Consider the following 22225-nt stretch of genomic DNA (forward strand, 5'->3'; position numbering starts at 1 on the left):
TGCGGCGCGTCCTCGCCAGAGCTGCACGCGGTAGTGGCCGTCGGATCGCTTGATGGTGACCGCAATCGACCGCGGGACGCGAAAGTGGTTGCCATGGTCACTCAATCCAGACGGTTCAGCTGCACCGACAATAACCAGTTGTCCGGCGACATTGCAACGATGTCCGGGTCGCCATCGCCGTCGATGTCTCCAAGCGCCATTGAACCTGCACGTGGGCTCCATGGCAGAGAGTGGTCGCCTTGCGTCGCAAAGGTACCGTCCCCGTTGCCGAGGAGGACCGACGCGGAGGCGTAGCGATTTGCCGCGAGGATGTCCAGATCGCCATCGCGGTCGACGTCGCCGAGCGCCACGGCAGGCCCGTCGCTTGGCAGGGCGTAATCGATCCGCGGGCCGAAGCTCGCGTCGCCTTGGTTCAGCAAGACCGAAGCCGAGGAACCACTCGAGGATGAGCCATATCGTCTCGTGACGACGTCGAGGTCGCCGTCGCTGTCGACATCCCCCAGCGCCACCGAAAACCCCGATGAACCCGGCAGGGCGTAATCCACCGGCGCCGCAAAGCTTCCGTCGCCGTAGCCGAGAGAGACTGCGATGGACGAAGATGAGGCGGAACTGTTCGCAAGAAGGTCCAAGTCGCCGTCGTCGTCCAGGTCACGCAGCGCCCTCACTGACCCGGAGGAGGGGAAGAGCAACGGTGCCGCAAAGCTCCCGTCGCCGTTACCCAGCAAAAACGCAGTAGAAACGCCAGAGGAGTGACGTGATCGGTACTCCGTTACCATGTCGAGGTCGCCGTCGCCGTCAACGTCACCGAGAGTCACCGAACCCGACAACCCGGGGTTGGGGGTATTCACCGGCCCCGTGAAGGTGCCGTCGCCCTTGCCGAGCAGCACGGAGAAGGAGGGCCGTGTGCTCGGCGGCGTGCCCCAGTTCGCAGTGACGATGTCGAGATTGCCATCGCCGTCAACGTCGCCCAACGCCACCGACAGCGCCAACCCCGGCAAGGTGTAATCCCTCCGTGCCGCAAAACTGCCGTCGCCGTTGCTCAGGAAAACCGAGGAGGACGATTCGCCGGGGTATCCACTCTGGAACGACCAGTATTGCGCCGTGACGATATCTTGGTCGCCGTCGCCGTCTACGTCGCCGAGCACGACGCTGCCGATCGCGAACTGAGACGAATCGCCCGGCAAGCTGTAAAGCCGCGGCGCGAAACTGCCATCGCCGTTGCCCAGCCAGACCGAGGCGGAGAAGTTCCTGTTCGCCGTAACGAGATCCAACTTGCCATCACCGTTTACATCGGCCAACGCGACCGAGTGCTCCCCGCGCGGCAGAGCGGAGTCTTCCGGCGGCGCAAAGCTACCATCGCCGTTGCCTAGCAGGACGGACAAGGACGCTGCGCGAGGGTAGCGTTGGGACTCATAGTAGTTCGCGGTGGCAATGTCCAAGTCGCCATCACCGTCAAGATCGCCGAGTGCCACGGATCGTGCCCCCAAGGGTAAGGCGTAATCGATCGGCGGCGCAAAACTGCCGTCACCGTTGTTGAGCAAGACCGATGCGGACGAGGTAGGTGTTGTCACGTAGAGCGAACCCCTGGTAGCCGTGACGATGTCCAAGTCGCCATCGCTATCGACGTCCCCCAGCGTCACCGAGTTCGCGCCAAGCTCAAGCGCAGGGTAGTCCACTGGCGCTCCAAAGCTCCCGTCGCCTCCGTTGAAGAGGATCGACGCAGCGTAGTTGGCGTAGGTCGCACCAGAGGTGACAATGTCCAGGTCGCCATCCCGATCGACATCACCGAGTGCCACCGACTTTCCACCGTGCGGCAAGGCGTGATCAACTGGTGGCGCAAAGGCTCCGTCGCCTTGGTTCAGCAGGACCAACGCCGAGTCGTAGCTTGGCGTGACGATGTCCAGATCTCCATCGCCGTCGACGTCCCCCAGCGCCACCGAATCCGTACCACCTGGTAGGACGTAGTCGAACCGTGGGGCGAAGCTTCCGTTGCCTTGGTTCAGCAAGACCGAGGCCGATGAGGACCCGTAGGATGAGCTCTTCGCCACGATGTCCAAATCCCCATCGCCGTCGACGTCGCCGAGCGCCACCGGATTTGCACCCCAATACCGCAAAAGGTAACGGCCCGCCGGAAGGGCGTAATCGGTCCCCGGTGCAAAGCTTCCGTCGCCCCGGTTCAGAAAGACAGAGACTGATCCGTTGTTTGCCGTGACGATGTCGAGATCGCCGTCGCCGTCGACGTCACCGATGACTTCGGAACGAGCCTCATCACCTGTACGGTACGAAGAAGACTCGTCGAAGAACCGCGACAGCGCGCTGAAACTGGCGATCGTCAAGTCGCCATTGGCCAAAGCATTGCCCGCGCGATGATCCTCCATCATGTCGCCAGCGGCGACGAGCCGATAGCGGCCGGCGGCCAGACCGGGCACCTCCAGCGTCAGCGATCTGAAGCGCGCACCGATCGACAGGGATATCGGATCGATGCGCGTTCCGGCTTCATCCAGCAGGAAAAAATTGCTCGGCACCAGGCGGTCGGGACGCATCGGCTCGGAAAACTCCAGCGTGATGCGATCCAGGCCGACCCTGTAGTTCCCGCCATTGGCGACACTGCTGCGGATGATCGTGGGCCGGACGGTATCCAGTGGCTCCACCAGCGGCACCGTGATCGTGCCGCCGAGAAGCTCGCTCTGCGGCAGCGCCAGAGTCAGCGGCCCGACGCCGGAAATCGAGCCGCCGGTCATCTCGAGGAAACGGATGGTCGTCGGTGCTTCGATAGATAGCTCGGCGCCATCTGTCAGCGCGACAGTGAGATCGAAGTGGCCGCCCGCCATGGTCACGCGACTCGACGAATCCAAGTGGATTCTGCCGCCACCGGAGGCACTGGCTGTCGAGTTGAGGCGGTGGCGTCCGAGCAGCGAGAGGGTGGCTCCTTGTGCCACGACGAAGGCCCCGCTGGTGCTCCCGCTGCCTGCGCCCAGGATACGCGCCTTTCCGGCGAACTCGAAAGTGCCCAGGTTCTGAATCACTGCAGCGCCACTCGAGTGCATCACCACTTCCCCGGAATGGCCGCGATCTACGACGACCGAGCCCTCGTTGAGAAGCGTGCGATCGGCCAGGGCTAGGTCTCCGAGCAAACCGGTGACAAGCAGGTCCGCTCCGGGGGCGACCCGCGTAGTGCCGCCGCCAGTCATGGCGCCGGCATCCCATTGGTTCCCGGTTCCGGCAAGCGTGAGCGTACCCGCTCCAGAGAGTGTGCCGCCGGTCAGCTTGAAGGCACCGCTGATCGACGAGTCGGCCAGGATTTCGAAGCTGCCGCCGGAAATCTGCAGGTCGCCGTTTGCTCTCAGCGATCGGATGGTCGTCGCGCCGGCATGATGATAGATGAGCCTCCCGGGCGGAACGTCAATCACGACATCATCGCCTGAGCCGGGCAACGCCCCGCTGCTCCAGTTCGCCGGATCGTCCCAAAGGCGGGAACTGCTCCCGATCCATTCGACCGTGTGCGTCTGACCGACGGTGAAACTCGAGACCAACTCGGCCGAGCCGAGCGGGTTGCCGGCGCGATCGGTGATCGCCGGGGCTACGAGCCGAAGCTGGTAGGCGCCTTCGGCCAGTGCTGGATAGGTCACCTGCAGCTCGACTCCGTCGCGCCGAAGGCGCATGTCCTGCGCAGCGATCACGGTGCCTGACGAATCGCTCAGCAATACGGTCGTGGGCGTGACCGTTCGCGGGTCGAGCGCCTCGGAAAACTCCAGTGTCGCGACGCGGAAGGTCGTCCCCTTGACGATGCCGTCGGGCACGTTGCTGCGGACGAGAAGCGGTGCAACCGTGTCGCGCACCAGTTGCAGTTCGATGGGGCCAGAGAGTCCGACGTTGCCACCAGTGTCGACGGCACGGAGCTGGATGCGGACCATGTCGTCGGTTCCCTGGATCGTTGGCAGCACGACGCTGCCCGGCCACGGATACGACACGTCGCTGACGACGACCTGGCCATCGACCAGCAGCTCGACTCGGGCGATCTGGCGATCGTCCTGGACCACCACGTCCAGATCAAGCGTCGTCCCTTCGAGCACCTGCGTCCCGTCAGTTGCCGGATCGATGTCGGCGCCGGGGGCGCTTGCCGTCACGATGGGCTGCTGCCCGGCCGTGTCGAACGGACGGTGATTGACGACCACCAACCCGGTCGTGCCGCCGGCGACGAAGGCGAGCCCTGAGCCGACCGCTGCCGAGTACGCCGAAGACGGTAGGCGGAACCGATCGACGATCCGATCGGTTCGCGTCGGATAGCGCACGTCCACCAGGTGCAGTACCGGTTCGCCTTGACTCACTCCCAGGGCCAGCGCGTCACCGGACCCGGTTGCGACGACCGCATCACCCGCGACCAAAGTTTCGTCTACGCCGCTCAGCAGCAGCATGGCGGCCGGGTTCGAGACATCTACCGTGACGAATCCACCGGACGCACCACCACCGATGTACGCGATACCACCGCCGACGAACACCTTGCCCGAACTTGCCGGCAGGTCAATCGCTCCAACTGGGCGCATCGTTTCGCCGCTGATGTCAACCGCAGCCAGATGCTGGCCGGAATCGGCGACGAAAAGGAAGTTGCGATCCGTTGTCAGGCTGACGATATCGCCAGCACCCGAGGGTATCGAGTCCAGGCGCTCGCCAGTGAGCAGATTGTAGGACTCAATCGCGCTGCCTACTGCGATGTAGGCCACGCCATCGACGACTTCGACCTGTCCAGCAGGTACCGGGATCGAGCTCACCACTCGGGGCGCAGCCGGGTTCGACACGTCAAGGACTTCGAGGGATACTCCGGTTGCCACCGCTGCGAGACCCTGAAGCGAATCGAGCGACAGGTCGCGGGCGTCTCCTGGCAGGTTGAGTTGTCCGCTGACGATTGGTCTGAGCATGTTGGGCGCATCAACTATCGCGAGGCCGTAGGTGCCGGTCGCGACGTAGGCGATCTGACCTCTTGCGCCGTCCGTGTGGCCGGCAAGAACGACTGCCTTGGCCTCGCCCTGCAGCCGCGTCACGGCGAGCAGCCCGGCAGGCAGGCTGCGGCCATCGAGAGGGTCGCTGTCCATCTCGGTTTCAGCGAAGTCGCTGAGCCCATCACGATCCGAGTCCGCAGTCGAAGAGGACGTACCGATAGCGAACTCGATGTCGTCGGGGAGGCCGTCGAAGTCGCTGTCGGCTTCAGTGCTGGCGGTAAAGGCCAGACTGGCAGCCACATCACGGAATCCGCCGGAAGCTGCCGTCGTGCCGTATCCATGAGCGATCAGGCCGCTGTCCGGATCAAAAACGGCGATGTGGTAAGGCGCATCCGGTGCCATGAAGAAGCTGAACTGGCCGTCTGAATCGCTGCGGATTCGCTGCGGTATCGACGTGGTCCCGTCGTCCAACTCCATCAGCACCTGATCGCTGCCCCAAGTCGGTCGTGGGTACCCGTCGATGCCAGTGGCGGTCAGGCCTACTCGGATCAGGCTGCGTGCTGGATCGTTCGTGGCAATCTCAACGGTATCACGCACAAGGCCAAGCTTGTTGGCTGCAAAGGCAGCCCCTATGTCGAAGCCCTCCCCATACGCGAGACTGATGGGGTGGGCGGTCAGGTCTGCCGGTACGCCAAGCAGACTGAAACCCTGTGAGCCGTCGGCCAGACGAATGGCGGTTATCTGCAAAGGTGCTGCACCGTCGTTCGTGATTCTGGCGAGCGCGGGGCTTTCCGTCCGAGGCCCGGCCATCTCTCCCCCGCCCAGGTTATTGGACCCAGTCATGCCGAGCTTGGCGGTGGCGTCGGGGCGAATCCCCAGCGCTTTCAGTCCGACGCGATACTCCGGATCAATGGAGGCATTGGATCGGATCAGCAAGGTATCCGATGCCCAGCCTTCGTCAGTCGGATCAAAGGCCACTTCGAGGACCGACGTTTCGCCCACTGCAAGCGTCGCGCCGGTTAGAGCACGACCCACCAGTTTGAACCCGCGGGCGCCGTCTTCGAGCGCGACCGCCGAAAGATCCAGTGGCTGGTGCCCAGTGTTGATCAAGCTCAGCGTAAGTTGGGAAGCTGCTCCCCCATGTCCATCCGCAGCACTCATGTCCAGATCGACCTGGAAGCCGGAAAGGACACTTCGGTCTATGGCAAGAACGCTCAGTTCCGGTGTTGACGGTCCGGTCCCCTCAAGCTGAATCCCCACTGGGCTATCAGGCAGGTTGAAATTTGTGCGGTAGAGGAGCAACTCGTTAGTTAACGGCAAGTCACCACTCACCTGCAGACCGAGTGCCGCTCTCAGCAGATTCTCGTTAATTGGCGAAAAAGCCAAGTCGGGATCATCCATGCGGCTGCTTCTCATGATGTCATTCGGTGCCTGATTGACCACAGGATCGCCGACTAAATAAGCCTCATTCAGACCAAACGTATGAGCTACCTCGTGGCTGACAGATTTCGCGATCATCTCCGGGAAACTGGCGCTTGATATCCAAGGAATTTTCATTGAAACAGCCACGCGCGGGCTTCTATCCTGTACGATCGAATTCAGCGCTTCCGCCAGTGCGTACTGTTTCGCTGCCTCTCCGATCCGTGCATCAGTGATTAATGCCTTCAGCCGATCGAGGCCATTGGGCCCCGGGTCTCCATTTGCCGTCCCACTGACGTAAGCACCAACCCGACCATCATAAATATGAGGCTCCCAGTTAACAATGACATCCGCGCTTGCGGCTGAGTCGACCTTGTAGTGCGTTGAAAGGTTCTTGAAGTCGTCTTCCACCTTGCTTGTCATGGCTCTTGCCATCGTATCCAGATCGGCCATCGTCCACACGGCACCCGGAAGGAACGCTTTAAAAGCATTCCTGAAATTTGCGCTTGCGACCTTGACGAATCCAAGAGAGAAGGGAATTGGTTCAATTACCGTCTCGGACCGACCATGCAAGTCGACATCCACAAGACCGGTTCCATCAGGGTCATAAACAACTTCATTGGCAACATCGTCTGATCCCTTGAACAAATATTCATCAAACTCGTCCGTATCACCATCTTTGTCGTCGTCTCCCGCTTTTCCCGGCACCCCGTCGGGGCCAGGCCCAACCGCGTATTTCAACTTCTTGAGAACAGCATCCAAGGCTACCGTGAAGCCAGCCTCATTGGTGCCGATTGTCGTGTTCGCTGTTGCTGTGCCAATGGCGAATATCTCGCCCACAGGGAAAACCTTGGCGCTTGGGTTGTTTTGGTCTGTCACCGTGACGACGATTTTCTCCTGTTTTCGACCGGGTTGGCCCGGATCGAACTTCCACGTTGCGCGCCGCTGGCCCTGATAAGTCCCCCCGAGATCGAAGCCAGATGACTTGCCGCCGTCGAAGGTCGTGACCACCAGGTTCGGGAGGTCGAGGTCAACCTCTTTGGTGCGCGAAACCCCGTCGACGTTCGTGCGGAAAAACGCTGCCGTATTTCCCGACAAGTTTTTCGCTTGCTCAGCATCTACCACGGCTACCCAGCGATAGTAGTAGTAGTGGGAGACATCAATCCCGGTCGAGTTGCCCTTTGCGTCATACCGCGTCTGTGTCACCTTGACGTGGGCGCCATAGAGAATGTCGCGATTAAGGCCTGCGAAGCCACCGGCGGCAAACATCTCGTCGTATGACTGTGGGCTAAAAGAGAAGGATGCTTTTGCGCCAGGTACCAAGTAGAAGTCTTGATCGTGCAGCGACAGACTCCCCGGGTCTGCCTTCATGAACTTGGCGAGGGGCCCGTCAATGTCGATCTGGATCCGCAACTTCCCTGTGGCAGGCGGTGAGGGTAGGAGCGAACGCCCCCCCGTTCCGGTCCCCGGTCCGGGACCAGGACCGGGGACCGGAACGGGACCAGGGGTGGTACCAGAAGCACCCGTACTACCCGTACGGACACCATCACTCTTTGTACTGTGCTGCGGCGTTGGCCCCCCGCCGCCGCCCCCGCCGCCGCCCCCGCCCCCGCCGCCGCCCCCGCCACCTGACGTTCCGCTGCTGCCGCCCGATGAGGTTCCGTTGCTTCCACCCGGAGGTGCTACGCCGTGCCACCCGGGCGCCCGAATGCCGGAGTCCGGATCGGACACCACCATCAGGCCATCCGTTGACACCGTTCCCGTGCCGTTCATCACCAACCTCCCGGTCGTGTGGTCGAAGCTAAGGAGATTGAGCTTCGTCCCGGGCGCTGCGTCGAACACGTTCGGGAACGTGATCTGCACCGGCTCGGCGAACGTCGCCACCCCAGGCGCCTGGATCGTGATGTCGAAAGTATGCTGCAGCACCCCGGGTGGCAGCATGTCGCGGACAAGTTCCGGCGGTACCGTGGCCATGCCGATCTGCACGTTCTGCAGCACCCGGCCGTCTTCCCCGATCGCGCTGCCCGGCTTGACGGTCAGCGTCAGCGCGGCGCGCTCCTGCGCGGTGAGCTGCGGGGCCGAAGCGGCATCGGTCAGTGTGATCACCGTCCGCGCGGTGTCGCTCACGGGCTGCAGCGCGTTGGTCGGAATGCGCGGGAGGTAGATCTCCCGCCGGTCGAGGTTGGCGCGGCGCTCCTCGGCCGATCCCATGCCGCCCATTACCGTGTTCGCGACACCCGGATGCAGGTCGACATCGATGACCATTTCCGGGAAAAAGACACCGGCAGGGGCATTCGTCGCCGTGCGGCCATCGACCGCGACCTTGACCGTGCCGGCCGGAGTGTCGGTCAGCTCGAAGTTGCCGTCCGCATCGGTGTAGACGAACTGGCTCTCCTGTCCGAGGATATAGACCTTGGCATGCGCAATTGGCAGCAGGAAGACGTCGTCGGACGTGTGAATGACGCCGTCGGGGCCACGGCGGATGTCGTCGAAGCTCATCGGCTCCAGATCGGGGCCGGGATCGACGACCTTGCCGACCAGCGTCGTCCCGATAACCGCCGAGCGGCTCACCGTCGTGAAGCTCTGCTCCAGCGTGCCGCCCGCCGTGCCATCGCCGTCGGCGTCAAGGAAGCTGCCGTCGCCCGCGCCGCGAATCCTCGATCCGTCGACATGCAGCGTCACCCGCGAAGCGCCTGGCATCGGGTTGGTGAAGAACAGCCAGGCGAACGTCCCGTCGGTGCCCGGTACGATCGTTGCCGCGAGCTTGCTGCCATCGGGGCCGGTGGCGTAGAACGAGTCGGCGGTCAGTGTCGCGACGTTCACAGCGCGCGAGAAGCGAACTTGCGGCCGCACCGTGACGCCGACGTCGTCCGCGCCGTCGGTCGGCGTCAGGCTGGTCACTGCCAGTGGCGCGAGCGCGTTGACCGTCAGCGTGCGCGACAGCGTTGCGACGTTCCCCGCGGCGTCGCGGGCCGTCAGCAACAGCGTGTGATTGCCGACATCCAGATCGCCATGGGCGAGCGATTCGTCGAACGTACCGCTGCCGTCGAAGATCAGGCTGCGGCTGGTGCCACCGTCGATGCGGTAGCTGAGTTGCGTCAGCGCGCTGCCGGTGGCGTCCGCCGTGCCGGTCAGCCGGCTCGCCGCGCCCAGCGTATCGCCGTCGGCGAGGCTGTTCAGTACCAGCGTCGGCGGCGTCGTGTCGAGCACGAAGCCGCGCGTCACGCCGGCGTTGGCGTTGCCGGCCGCATCGCTGGCGACGATCCTGATCGTGTGCGCGGCGTCGGCGCTGCCGTCGGTCGCCAGCGCCGTGGTGATCGTGAAGCCGCCGCTCGCATCGAGGACGAGCGCCTCCAGCGCACCGCCGTCGATCTGGAACTGTGCCGTGGCGACTCCGGAGAGGTTGTCGAACACCTGTCCGTGCAGCGTGAGATTGGTGTTCGTCGCCGCCGGAGCGTCGCCAAGAACGATCGCCGGCGCCTGCGTATCGCTCGCCAGCGCGAAGCGCGCGAGCACCGCATTGCCGACCTGCGTGCCGAGTTGCTGGCCAGCCTGGTTGGTGAATTCGTAGTGGATGCCGCCATGGATGCGGCTGCGACCGGCTTCCTGCGCCGCCTCTGTGAAGCTGCTGAAGCTGCGCGTGACGCCGGGAAGCGTCGGGCTCGTCGTGGTGAAGGCGGTCGCGTCGCCAAAGTTGGCCGCGAGAACCGTGGCCGCAGCCATGCTGAAGCTCGAATGGCCGGAAACGTACTCGGGATGCGCCGGCGTCAGCAACAGCGGGCGCCACGCGCTGTCGAGGGTGGTCGCGGCATTGTTGTCGAGGTCGGCGTTCTGGATCGCCGTCTCGGGGCGCCACAGGCCGTAGGCGTATTTCGCGTCCCAGCAGGCGATCGCCGCGTCGGCGAGGGCGACGTTGAGCTGCGCGAAGAGGCGCGCGTTGGCGGCCAGGCTGTTGCCCTGCGCACGCGCCACTTCCTCGGCGATCTGGTTCCAGTGGCCGGGCGGCGTGTAGCTGCCCTTGCCGTCGGCCCAGAACAGTGCCTGCTCGGTCTGGTCGGCGGTGCGCTCGCTGCTGCTGGCGCTGCCGAGCCGCTTCACCTCTTCGACAGCAGTGGCGTATGCGGCGGTGTCGAGTGCCGGTGGCGCCACCGGGCGGTACTGGTCGGGGGAACGCAAGGCAAACGGCTGCACGGTTCCCCACTGCGGATCGTCGGCGACGTCGAACATCGGGCCGGTCGGCCGCCAGGAGCCGATTGCCGTGCTGCCGTCGTAGGCAACGAAGTCTTCTGATCCGTCGTTGGCGCGCAGCGCGACCACTGCGTCCGCGACGGCGAGACCGAGCGCGATTCCCCGGTCCTTGGCCTCGCCGTCGGCGATGGCGGCAAGACCAGCGGCGAGCGCACCATCGAAGACGGCCTTTTGCGCCGCGTAGGTCTGCGACAGGACGCGGTGCGCGGCAACCGCGACCGCGGCCGGCGCCGACACCGGGCCGCTGACCGAGCGGCTCACCAGGTACGCCGGCGTGCCATCGATCGCGGCAAGGGCGTCGTACTGGGCGAGGCTGACCATCGCCAGCGTGCGCGTGGCGACCGGCGGGTCGGTGACATCGAGTTGCACCGCGTGCAGCGCGATCTCGTTCCACTCGAGCACGGCATCCGACTGCACGGCAGCGGTACGCGTGAGTGTGCGCAGCAAGGTCGTCGCGTTGCCCGCCGCGTCAGTAGCGGTCAGCGTCAGTGCATTGGCGCCGGGCGCAAGCGAGACGCCGGGCATGACGAAGGCGCCGCCAGCACCGGCGAGCACCTCGATGTTCTGCGTGCCGAGGCGGATCGCCGCCCCGGCTTCTGCATGGCCCGTGATCTGTGCGGTACCGGCCGAGGTTTCGTCGAGCGCGGCGTTGCTTGCATCGCTGACGCTGAGGCCGAAACCGACGAAGGCCGGCGCGGCGGTGTCGAGGATGAAAGCGCGTTCGACGATAGGGGAACAGTTGCCGGCGGCGTCGACGGCGACGAGCCGCAACGTGTGCGCGCCATCGGTGAGCGTATCGCCGAGGACCGTCGCCAGCCGGGCAGCGTCGATCGTGAAGCTGCCATCGGGCTGTACCAGGTCAAGCAGGTTGGTGAAGCTCGCAAGGTCGGTCCCGAAGCTGCCGCTGAAGGCGGTCAGCGCGAGCGGATCGCCAGCGTTGCCGCTGATCGTCGGGTCGCGGGTGATGCCATCCTGCGCGCCGGTGTCGTTGGCCAGCGCAACCGTGAGCGTCGGGGCAAGGGTGTCGATGGTGATCGCGAGTTCGCCGGCAAGGCTCCGGTTGCCGGCCAGGTCTTCGCTGATGGCGAAGAAACGGGCTTCGCCGTCGGCGAGGACTTCGGAAGTGAAATCGGCCTGTGGGCCGACCAGCGAACTCGCGACGACGCTGCCGCCGCGACTCAGGGTGATGGCCGCGCCGGCTTCGCTGGTGAGCGCCAGTGTCGGCGTGCTGTCGTGGGTAAGGTTGTCGTCGGTGAGCAGGCCGCTGTCGCTGGTGGCGAGCAGGTCGATACCCGGAGCGGCGGGGGCGATGGTGTCGAGAACGAAGGTCAACGTTCCGGACGATGAAACGTTGCCAGCGAGGTCGGTCTGGCGCACGGCGACGCTGTTGTCGCCTTCGACGGCGGTGAAGTCTGGTGACCAGCTTGCGCCGGCGTCGATGCTGTACTCGATGCTCGCGCCGGCTTCGCTGCCGACGATGTTCAGCGTGCCCGTCTGGGTGATGCGGTCGTGGTCGTCGCGGCCGCTGTCGAGGGCGAGTTGCACCACTGGTGTCGCGACGTCGCGGTCGAGCGTGAACGAGACGGTTGCCGCGGCGGAACGGTTGCCCGTGGCATCTTCGGCGACCAGCCGGATCGCTTGTGCGCCGTCGGCAAGCCGACCGCCAGCGAGCATGTCGAGCAGCGCGTCCGAAAGGACGAAACGTCCGTCCACCTGCAACGCCTGGCTGACGTCGAGCAGCGTCGGCGAAGTGGAGTCGAGCGCGACGAGCAGGCGGCGCACGCCGCCGGCGTCGGTGGCCTGTCCGTGGATCGTCGGGTCGTTGGTCAGTCGGTCGCCCGCGTTGGCGCCGGTGTCGCGCGCGAGGTCGGCGCTGAGTGCAGGCGCGATGGTATCGGGGGGAGTGGTGGTGAGCTGCGTGAGGTTCGCCGGGTTGACCGTCGCGCCGCCGACGCGCACGCTCGCCGGGAATGCCGGCGCGACGATCTGCGTCGTCCCCTTGAGCTGGCCGCCGACGAGCAGTTCCTGGATGCGTTGCGTCGGCGCTCCGAGCTGCTGGTCGTCGCCGTCGAGATAGGTGCCATTGCGCGGGTCGATGCCGACGACGATCGTACTGTCCTCGATGTCGCCGCCGATGCGCAGGCGCGCCAGCGTGCCCGGGCCGAAGCGGTCGGCGGCGTCGCCGCTGCCGCCGAGCACGGCATCGCTGCCGAGGTTGGCACCGATGCGCACGTTCATTCCCTTGACGCTGCCGCCGACCTGCAGGATCTGCAGCGCGCTGGCGGCGAACTGGCCGGAGGCGTTGCCGCGTACCGCGAGCTGCGTCAGTGGCGCGCTGAAGTTGGCGCGCCAGTCGGCGCGCGTGCTCTGCGCACTGACGCTGTTGCCCCGGCCGCTGATCGACCACAGGCCGCCAATCGCGCCGCCGACCTGCGCCGAGCCGAGGACAAAGCCACTGACGCCGATGCCCGCGAGGCGCAGGTCGCCAAGTGCGTCGCGGGTCACGCTGAGGCTGGCGAGGCTGTTGCCGTCAAGGCGTGCGCCGGCTGCGATGTCGCCGAGGACGAGGCTGCTGACGGCGCCAAAGGTGGCGGCACCGTCGAGGCTGGCGATCGCCGCGTTCAGGCTGCCGAGCGGGCTGGTCGCCGTGATGCCGGAGAGAACGACCCGTCCATCGCCGGCGCTACCCGTCAGCTCGACCCGCGTGCTCGCGTTGCTGCCGGTGATCGTCAGCCGGTAGCCGGTGCCGTCCGTGCTGATGTCGGCGATTCCGGGGCCGCTGATCGCCAGCGTGACGCGGGTACCGTCGGCGTCGGCAAATTCGATCGCTGGTACCGGGTTGCGGCCGGGAAGCTCGCCGACGCGGAACGCGAGGTTGAAGTCCTGGGTGGCGATGGCCTGGTTGTTGCTTTCGTCGCTTTCGCCGATCGTGTCGTCCGGGTCGATGACGCCGATCAGAGCGTAGCGTCCGGGCTCGGCAACGGCACGGCTGTCGAGGCTGAGGCTGATCGTGTTGGCGCCGGGTTGCAACTGGCTCGCGGGGACGTCGGCCTGGCCGAGCGGGGTGTCGGCGGCATCCAGGCTGCTGTCGGTCGACGCGTAGAGCTGAATCCGGATCGGGCTCGAAAGGGTTTCGCTGTCCGGGCGATGGACCTCGAACAGGGCGCTGACCGGATCACCCGGCAGCACCGGGTCGAAAGCGTTGTGGCTGAGGCTGCCGGCGACGAGGTCGGCCGAGAGCAGGAGTCGCGGCTCGAGCGCCTCGAACTGCAGGCGCGATGTGGCCGGCGCGGCTGCCGCGCCGGCGCAACGGGCCTGGCGGCGGCTCCGCCAGGCATCGAGCCAGCCGCTGACGCGACTGAGAAGAGAAAAAAGCAGTGCGCTGATGCGGCGTCCGCCGCTGGATCCGTGGCGAGACTGGCTCATGACTCGACTCCTCGGTGCTGCGGTCAGTCGCGACCGCGATCGACAAAATCGGGGGCGCCGCGCCTTGGCGGCAGGAAATCGGCGACAGGCTTGCCGGCAGGCGGGCAGAAGCGACCGTCAGCGGCGGCGGCCTTGCCAGGCGAGCCAGCCGAGCGCTCCGACCAAGAGTGGCAGGCTGGCCGGCTCGGGAATTGCCGGCGCGCCGAACGGCACGGTGGAGCCGCTGGCGATGACGTTGAAGGAGTCGTCGAGAAGATCGAACGGCTGGTCGCCGGGGGTGCCGCTGCCGAGCCAGATGAATTCGAGCACGAAATCCGTCTGCTCGCTGGCGCCCTGCGGTGCGACAGCGGTGAGGCTGAGGATGCCGTCAGCGGGCAGGGCCGGATCCGGCTCGATGAGGAGGCTGGACCAGCGGCTGCTGTCCAACGCCGCCTTGAGGTCGAGATGGGAGTAGCTCATGGGCGAGTAGAGGAGATTGACGCTTTCGAAGCTGCCGACGCTGCCGCTGAGCTGGTAGTCGTAACGCCACAGGTCGGATCCGGCGATGCTGTCGGGTAGGTCGACGGCCTGGTAGTGAAGGGTGAGCGCGTGCACCGGCGCGCCGGACAGCAGGGCAACCAGTGGCAGCAGCCACGTTAGGAACTGCAGTCTGAACCTCATGATTCTGATTCCTCCCCTTGCGGTGTCGATGAATTGCGGCAGACGTCGCGCAATGGCGTCTGTCCGGAGCGACGCGGAGCCATCTTCGTGTTGGCATCCCTCCCCTCGCGGAGGGAACCTATCACTTCCGTACCCGGCAATGAATCACCCAAAGGGATGATTCGGGCTTTGCTGCAGCGACGAGCATCGCTATAGTGCGTGCCGCAGGCGAGCAGAACTTCTTCCGGGGAGGGTGCGAATGGGCGTCAACGGCGGGATCGATCGCCACGAGCGGCTGCTTGAAATTGTGAACCTGGTGTATGAGATCGAGGATCGCCAGCAGATGCTGGCTGCCCTGTTCGAAGAGTTGCGACGGGTGTTCGTGTTTTCGAGCGGGGTTCTGTTGCCGATCGATCCGGCCTGTTTCGAACTGCAGGAAGCCCTCTGTTTCGATTGCCCGGCAGAAAATTCCTCACCCTACCTGGAGCATTACGCGGCGCTCGACCCCTATGTCCTGCGCGGCCCTGCGTCCTTCGACCTCAATCGGACGGTCCGCCTGTCCGATCTGGCCGGTGCGCGAGAACTCGCGCGTTCGGAGTTCGCGGATTTCATGGCGATGGTGCCGTACCGGCATGCACTGGCGGCAGTTTGCGGGTTCAACGGGCAGCCACTGGCGGCCTTCAGCGTTCACCGGTCCGGACACCGGGGCGATTTCACGGCAGACGAGCTGGCAACCCTCGACAGCATTGCTCCGCATCTCGGGCGTGCGCTCGGCATACGGCGCCTGTTGGCCGATCCAGCACAAAGGGAAGCAGTCGGCTTGCTGGCTTTCGACGATCGCGGCCAGGTCCTGTTCATGAATGCGGCGGCACGACGTATCGCCGTCGACGGTACGGCGTCCCTGATCTTCGCCGCGTTGCCGCCGAAGGGCCCGGGAGTGGTGTGCCTTGATCTGCGGCGTTACCGTGTCGGCCGCCTGCCGTGGCGTGCCGCCAGTCTGCTGACCAGTGTCGAGTACGACGCCTCGGAGGCGGGCTTCATGCACGCCGTCAGCGGCCGGTCCGGTGCGACAATGGTGAGGAACTGGCGGGACGCACAGTGTCTCGGTGCGAAACTGCTGATTGTCGGCGTGGTGCCTTTCCAGCGGCGCGTCGACGTCCTCACCCGTCTCGAGAAATACGGGCTCTCGCGCCGCGAGTCGACGATCACGGTCCACGGCGTGCTCAGCGGCTTGGCCAACGCCGAGGTGGCCCGCGCGCTTTGCATCAGCGAAGAGACCGTCAAGAGCCATCTGCGTGAAGCCTATCGCAAGATCGGTGTCGGCAACCGGCAGGAGTTGGTCGTCAGGGTCCTTGGCCTGGAAGGGGAAGTGCTGCCAGGCCGCGGCGAGCCGCCTGTCGGCAGGCCTCCTGCACGAAGCTGACCCTGCCGGCGCGAGTCGTTTTCTGCTTGCCTTTGTGGCGGCAGGCCGGAGCTTGGCTAAAATAGTCTGAGTTTGGCGTCGCACTCGCCGTTCCGATCAGGAAAATCCGTCTTGACCTCGATCTCCGGTTCATCCAGCACGCACGGTTCGCCGCAGCCACCGAGCCCCGGTGACGCGTCCGGGCGGGCGGACGCCGGTGCTGCCTGGTCCGCCTTCGCCTCGGCGCAGACCGCCGCCGACTTCTGCACCAGCTGGCTGGCGCTGCAGTGCCTGCAGGTTTCGCAGGTGCATGCTGCACTGCTGCTGCTCGAGCAGGGCGGCGGCACCTTCGTCCCGGCCGCTGTCTGGCCGTCGGCGCAGACCGACGTCGGCTACCTCGCGCCGGCCGCCGAGCAGTGCCTCGGCGAACGCCAGGGCAAGGTGCTGCGCGGACAGCCGGGCGCGCTCGTCGTCATCGCCTACCCGGTCGAACTCGAAGGACGCCTGCACGGTGCCGTCATCGTCGACCTCGCCGAGCGACCCGATGAAGCGCTTCAACACGTCCTGCGGCAGCTGCACTGGGGCATCGGCTGGATCGAGACGCTGTTCCTGCGCCGGCAGAATCTCGCCGACGGCGCAAGCGTCGAGCGCGCGCGCAGCGCGCTCGACGTCCTCGCCGTCGCCGCCGAACACGAACGCCTGCCGGATCTCGCTCTGGCCGTGGTCAACGACCTCGCCAGCCGCTTCGCCTGCGACCGCGTCGCGCTCGGCGTCGACCGTCGCGGCCAGGCGCGCCTGCTCGCCCTCTCGCACTCCGCCTTCTTCGAGAAGAAGAGCCAGTTCGTCGCCGCGCTCGAGAACGCCATGGACGAGGCGCTCGACCAGCGGCGCAGCATCGTCCAGCCGCCGCTCGACGAGGGGGAAGGCGGCATCGCCATCGCCCATCGCGACCTCGCCGGCCCGCGCGCCGTCTGCTCGGTCGTCCTCGAACACCGGGGGCTCGGCATCGCGGTCCTCAGCTTCGAGCGGGCGACGCCCTTCGCCGGCGACGAAGTGCGCACCTGCGAGGCGGTCGGCACGCTGCTCGCCCCGCTGCTCGCCAGCCGCATCGAACTGCAGCGCTGGTTCGCCGGTCGCCTCGCGTACCGCCTGCGCGACACCTGGCGCCACCTTGGCGACCGCCGGCGGCCCGGCCTGCGCGTCGCGCTCGCGGCCGCCGCCCTCGTTCTTCTCGGCATCGTCTTCCTCGACGGCGACTACCGCGTCAATGCCCGTGCCGTCGTCGAAGGCGAAGTGCAGCGCGCCGCCGTCGCCCCCTTCGACGGCTTCCTGCGCGAGGCACCCGTGCGCGCCGGCTTCATCGTCCGCCAGGGGCAGGTGCTGGCGACCCTCGACGAGCGCGACCTCCTCGTCGAACGGCAGCGCTGGCGCTCCGAACGCGGGCAGCACGAAGGACGCTACCGCGATGCCCTCGCCAAGCACGAGCGGGCGAACGCCAACGTCGCACTGGCGCAGATGCAGCAGGCCGAGTCACAGCTCGCGCTGGTCGAGGAAAAGCTCGCGCGCGCCAGCATCGTCGCCCCGTTCGACGGCATCGTCGTCTCCGGCGATCTCAGCCAGCTCCTCGGCTCGCCGGTCGAGCAGGGCAAGCTGCTCTTCGAGATCGCGCCGCTCGACGCCTGGCGAGTCATCCTCAAGGTCGAGGATCGCGACATCCGCGATGTGCGCGTCGGCCAGAGCGGTCGCCTCGTGCTTGCCGGCATGGCCGGCGAAGTGCTCGACTTCGAAGTGCACAACATCGCCACCGCCGAGGCCGAGGACGGCAAGAACGTCTTCCGCGTCGAAGCGCAGCTGGCACGCAGCGACCTCAAGCTGCGCCCGGGAATGGAAGGCGTCGGCAAGATCGACGCCGGCGAACAGAGCTACGCCTGGATCTGGACGCACCGCCTGAGCGACTGGCTGCGCCTGCAGGCCTGGACCTGGCTGCCGTAGGCGGCGCGCATGGCGGGCCCCTTCCTCAGCGCCTCGTGGTACCGCGTCGCCGGCTTGCGGCCCGCGCTGCGCGCACACGCGCGCGTGCAGCGGCAGCGCTTCCGCGGCCAGCCGTGGTATGTCCTGCACGACTCCGCCGCCGGCAAGCTGCACCGCTTCAGCCCCGGTGCCTATCGCGTCGTCCGCCTGCTCGACGGGCAGCGGACGATCGACGCCATCTGGCACCAGGTCGCGGCCGAGGCCGGTGCCGACGCGCCGACGCAGGACGAGGTGATCCGGCTGCTCGCGCAACTGCACGCCGGCGACCTGCTGCAGGCCGACCTGCCGCCCGACGTCGACGAACTCGGCGAACGCGGGCGCAAGCAGAAACGCCAGAAACTCCTGCAGAGCGTCATCAACCCGATGTCGATCCGCATTCCGCTGTGGGACCCCGACGCCTTCCTGGCGCGCACCTGGCCGCTTCTGCAGCCGCTCGCCGGACGCCCCGGCATCGTCCTCTGGCTGCTCGTCGTCCTGCCGGCGATCGTCCTCGCCGGCGTGCACTGGCACGAACTGACCGCCAACCTCAGCGACCAACTGCTGGCCACCCACAACCTCGTGCTGCTCTGGCTGATCTACCCGCTGCTCAAAGGCCTGCACGAACTCGGGCATGGCTATGCGGTCAAGGCCGGCGGTGGCGAAGTGCACGAGATGGGCATCATGCTGCTCGTGCTGGCGCCGATCCCCTATGTCGAGGCCAGCGCCGCCGGCGCCTTTCGCAGCAAATGGCGACGGGCGCTGGTCGGCGCTGCCGGCATCCTCGTCGAACTCTTCCTCGCCGGCATCGCGATGCTCCTCTGGGTCGTCGTCGAACCCGGCCTGCTGCGCTCGATCGCCTTCAACGTCGTCCTCGTCGCCGGCGCCTCGACGCTGCTCTTCAACGGCAATCCGCTGCTGCGCTACGACGGCTATTACGTGCTCGCCGACCTGATCGAGATTCCCAACCTCGGCAACCGCTCGAACCAGTACTGGCAGTGGCTCGGCAAGCGCTACCTCCTTGGCATCACCCACCTCGAGCGGCCGCTGGCGAGCCCGGGCGAGCGCCGCTGGTTCCTCTTCTACGGCGCCGCGTCGTTCGTCTACCGCACGCTGGTGATGATCGCGATCATCCTCTTCATCGCCGGCGAGTTCTTCTTCATCGGCGTCGTGCTGGCGATCTGGGCGGCGGCGACGATGTTCCTGCGGCCGCTCGCCAAGGGGCTGTCGTATGTGCTGTCGAGCCCGGAAGTGCAGCGCACGCGCACCCGTGCCCGTCTCATCACCTTTGGCGGGCTGGCGCTGCTGCTGTTCTTCGTCCTCGGCGTGCCGCTGCCGCTGCGCACCCATGCCGAAGGCGTCGTCTGGGTGCCCGAGAACGCCGAGGTGCGTGCTGCCGCCAACGGCTTCGTCGAGCACCTGTTCGTCGCCCCCGACGAAGTGGTCGGCAGCGGCGACCCGCTGCTGGCGACGGCCGATCCGGCGCTCGACGCGCAGGCCGCCGAGAGCCGGGCGCGCCTGCGCCAGTACGCGGTGCAGTACGCCGCACTGATGTTCGACGATCGCGCGCAGGCGGCGGCGATCCAGGAAGACCTGCAGCGCGAGCGGGTGACGCTGGCGCGCGCCGAGGAGAAACTGGACGCCCTGCTCGTCGTCGCCGGTCTGCCCGGCCGGCTGAAGCTCGCGCGCGCGCAGGATCTGCCGGGGCGCTTCGTCCGCCAGGGCGAGCTGCTCGGCTACATCGTCAGCGGCCCGCCGCGACTGGTCCGGGTGGTCGTCGGCCAGGACGACATCGCGCTCGTTCGCGAACGGCGCACGCAGGTCGAGGTCAAGCTCGCCGATCGCCTCGACCGCACCTATCCGGCGCAGCTCCTGCGCGAAGTCCCGGGCGGTCACGAGCAGCTGCCGAGCAAGGCGCTGTCGCTCGCCGGCGGCGGCCCGCACGCCACCGACCCGCGCGACCCGGATGGCCTCAAGACGCTGCAACGGCTGTTCCAGTTCGACCTCGAACTGCCGCCGGAAGTCGGCAGCCCGGAGATCGGCACCCGCGTCTTCGTTCGTTTCCACCACCACGCCGAGCCGCTCGCGCGGCAGTGGGGACGCCGGCTGCGGCAACTCTTCCTGGCGCGCTTCGATGTCTAGGGCGCTGCTCGCCGGCTGGCAGGTGCATGCCTTCGCCCCCGGGCTGTACCCCGAGCGCGGCGACCTGCGCGACAACCGTTTCGATCGCCTGCTCGGTCGTCTCGGCGGGCGCTGGGCGCCGCGCGGCGCGTCGCTGCGCCGGCAGCGCGGGCGGCGGTTCGTGGCACGCGTCGAGGCCTTGGGCGACGAGCTGGCCGCGCTCGACGACGGCGAACTTGGCCGCCGCGCCGCCGCCGTCCGCCTGCCGCTGGCGAGCGATGGTCTCGGCGAGGCGGCGGTCGTCGAGTGTTTCGCGCTCGTGCGCGAGGTATGCACGCGGCTGCTCGGCCTGCGTCACTATCCCGTGCAGCTCCTCGGCGGGCAGGCGCTGCTGTACGGCAAGCTGGCCGAGATGCAGACCGGCGAGGGGAAGACGCTGACCGCCGTGCTGCCGGCGGTGACCGTCGCCTTGGCCGGCGCGCCGGTGCATGTGATCACCGTCAACGACTACCTGGCAAGGCGCGATGCCGAGCTGCTGGCACCGGTCTATCGTTTCTTCGGCCTGCGTGTCGGCCTCGTCGTCCCCGGGCAGGAGCGTGACGAGCGCGTCGCCGCTTACGCCTGCGACGTCAGCTACTGCGTCAACAAGGATCTGGTGTTCGACTACCTGCGCGACCGCATCAGCCAGAAGCGCCGCCGCAGCGCCAGTCGCGCCCTCGTCGACGGCTGGCTGGCCGGCGCGCGGCACGGCGCCGCGGCGCCGGCGTTGCTGCGCGGGCTGTTCTACGCCATCGTCGACGAGGCCGACAGCGTGCTGATCGACGAGGCGCGCACGCCGCTGATCATCTCGAGCGACAGCGAAGACCCGCAGGGACGGGCGCTCTACGAGCAGGCGCTGGCGCTCGCTGCGGGTCTGGCGGCGAAGGAGCACTACCGGCTGCGCCGCCACGAGCGCAGCATCGAACTGAGCGAGGCCGGCCGCGGCGCGGTCGCCGACTTCGCCCGCGGTCTGCCCGGCCTGTGGGCCATCGCGCGCGCACGCGAGGAACTCGTCGAGCAGGCGCTGTCGGCGCGGCACCTGTTCCAGCTCGACCGCCACTACCTGATCGCCGACGGCAAGCTGCAGATCGTCGATGAGTACACCGGCCGCGTGCTGCCCGACCGTTCCTGGGAACGCGGCCTGCACCAGATGCTCGAGGTCAAGGAAGGGCTCGACCTCTCGAAACGGCGCGACACGATCTCGCGCATCACTTACCAGCGCTTCTTCCGCCGCTACCTCTGCCTTGCCGGGATGACCGGAACGGCGACCGAGGTGGCGCCGGAAATGCGTTCGGTGTATGCGCTCGACGTCGTCCCCATCCCGACCAACGAGCCGATGATCCGCCGTCACCTCGGGCAGCGCGTGTATTGCGACGGCGAGCAGCGCTGGGCGGCGGTCGTCGCGCGCGCCGGCGAGATGCGCGCCGGTGGGCGGGCGGTGCTGATCGGCACCCGCTCGGTGGCGGCCTCCGAGGTCGCGAGTCAGCGGCTGCTGGCGGCCGGGCTGCCGCACGAGGTGCTCAATGCGCGCCAGGACGCGCACGAGGCCGAGATCATCCGGCAGGCGGGGACGCCCGGGCGGATTACCGTCGCGACCAACATGGCGGGGCGCGGGACCGACATCGTGCTCAGTGACGAAGTGCGTGCGGCCGGCGGCCTGCACGTCATCCTGTCGGAGTTCCATGACGCGGCGCGCATCGACCGGCAGCTGTTCGGCCGCGCCGGCCGACAGGGCGACCCGGGATCGTGCGAGGCGATCGTCGCGCTCGACGACGAGCTGTTCGTCGCCCATGCCGCGCCATGGCTCGGCTGGCTGCGCGCGCGCGCGGCGGCGGACGGCGTCTTGCCGCCGGCGCTCGGGCGGCTGCTGCGGCGCCTGGCGCAGGGCGCCGCCGAGCGGCAGAATGCGCGCATCCGGCGGCAGACGATGGAGCAGGACCAGCGGGTGGAGCAATCTCTGGCCTTTGCCGGAAGAGGGGAGTAGGCG

The 22225-nt window shown here is 66.9% G+C and carries 7 protein-coding genes and 1 pseudogene; 5 read left to right on the forward strand and 3 right to left on the reverse strand.

The window, feature by feature from the left end; all coding sequences use genetic code 11:
* Positions 1-101 precede the first annotated feature (101 nt).
* Positions 102-12149 (reverse strand): FG-GAP-like repeat-containing protein, encoded by a 12048-nt coding sequence (locus tag V5B60_RS13120; RefSeq protein ID WP_332347479.1) that lies wholly within the window; start codon positions 12147-12149, stop codon positions 102-104.
* A 679-nt stretch (positions 12150-12828) separates the two neighbouring features.
* Here V5B60_RS13120 and V5B60_RS13125 point away from each other — a divergent pair.
* Positions 12829-13344 (forward strand): hypothetical protein, encoded by a 516-nt coding sequence (locus tag V5B60_RS13125; RefSeq protein ID WP_332347480.1) that lies wholly within the window; start codon positions 12829-12831, stop codon positions 13342-13344.
* Between the two features lie 476 nt (positions 13345-13820).
* Here the strand turns inward: V5B60_RS13125 and V5B60_RS22260 are convergent.
* A pseudogene (locus V5B60_RS22260) lies at positions 13821-14030 on the reverse strand (LEPR-XLL domain-containing protein); the annotation flags it as partial.
* Positions 14031-14147: 117 nt separating this feature from the next.
* The gene (locus V5B60_RS13130) at positions 14148-14690 is read right to left on the reverse strand and encodes a hypothetical protein (RefSeq protein ID WP_332347481.1); all 543 of its coding nucleotides are present in this window, start codon (positions 14688-14690) and stop codon (positions 14148-14150) included.
* 238 nt (positions 14691-14928) lie between these two features.
* On the opposite strand from V5B60_RS13130, the gene V5B60_RS13135 reads away from it, so the two are divergent.
* From V5B60_RS13135 to V5B60_RS13150, 4 genes are all read left to right on the forward strand, one after another.
* A complete protein-coding gene (locus tag V5B60_RS13135) occupies positions 14929-16092 on the forward strand; it encodes a helix-turn-helix transcriptional regulator (protein ID WP_332347482.1) in 1164 nt (387 codons plus the stop codon).
* A 111-nt stretch (positions 16093-16203) separates the two neighbouring features.
* Entirely contained in the window at positions 16204-18063 is a 1860-nt protein-coding gene (locus V5B60_RS13140) for an efflux RND transporter periplasmic adaptor subunit (RefSeq protein WP_332347483.1), read from the forward strand.
* A gap of 9 nt (positions 18064-18072) precedes the next feature.
* Complete coding sequence (locus tag V5B60_RS13145; protein ID WP_332347484.1) at positions 18073-20220, forward strand: PqqD family peptide modification chaperone; 2148 nt, start codon at positions 18073-18075, stop codon at positions 20218-20220.
* Positions 20213-22222, forward strand: a complete 2010-nt coding sequence (locus tag V5B60_RS13150) for a preprotein translocase subunit SecA (RefSeq protein WP_332347485.1) — start codon at positions 20213-20215, stop codon at positions 22220-22222. The genes V5B60_RS13145 and V5B60_RS13150 overlap by 8 nt, the downstream gene beginning before the upstream one ends.
* The last annotated feature ends 3 nt before the right edge of the window (positions 22223-22225 follow it).

This window comes from Accumulibacter sp. (assembly GCF_036625195.1).
Classification (GTDB): domain Bacteria; phylum Pseudomonadota; class Gammaproteobacteria; order Burkholderiales; family Rhodocyclaceae; genus Accumulibacter.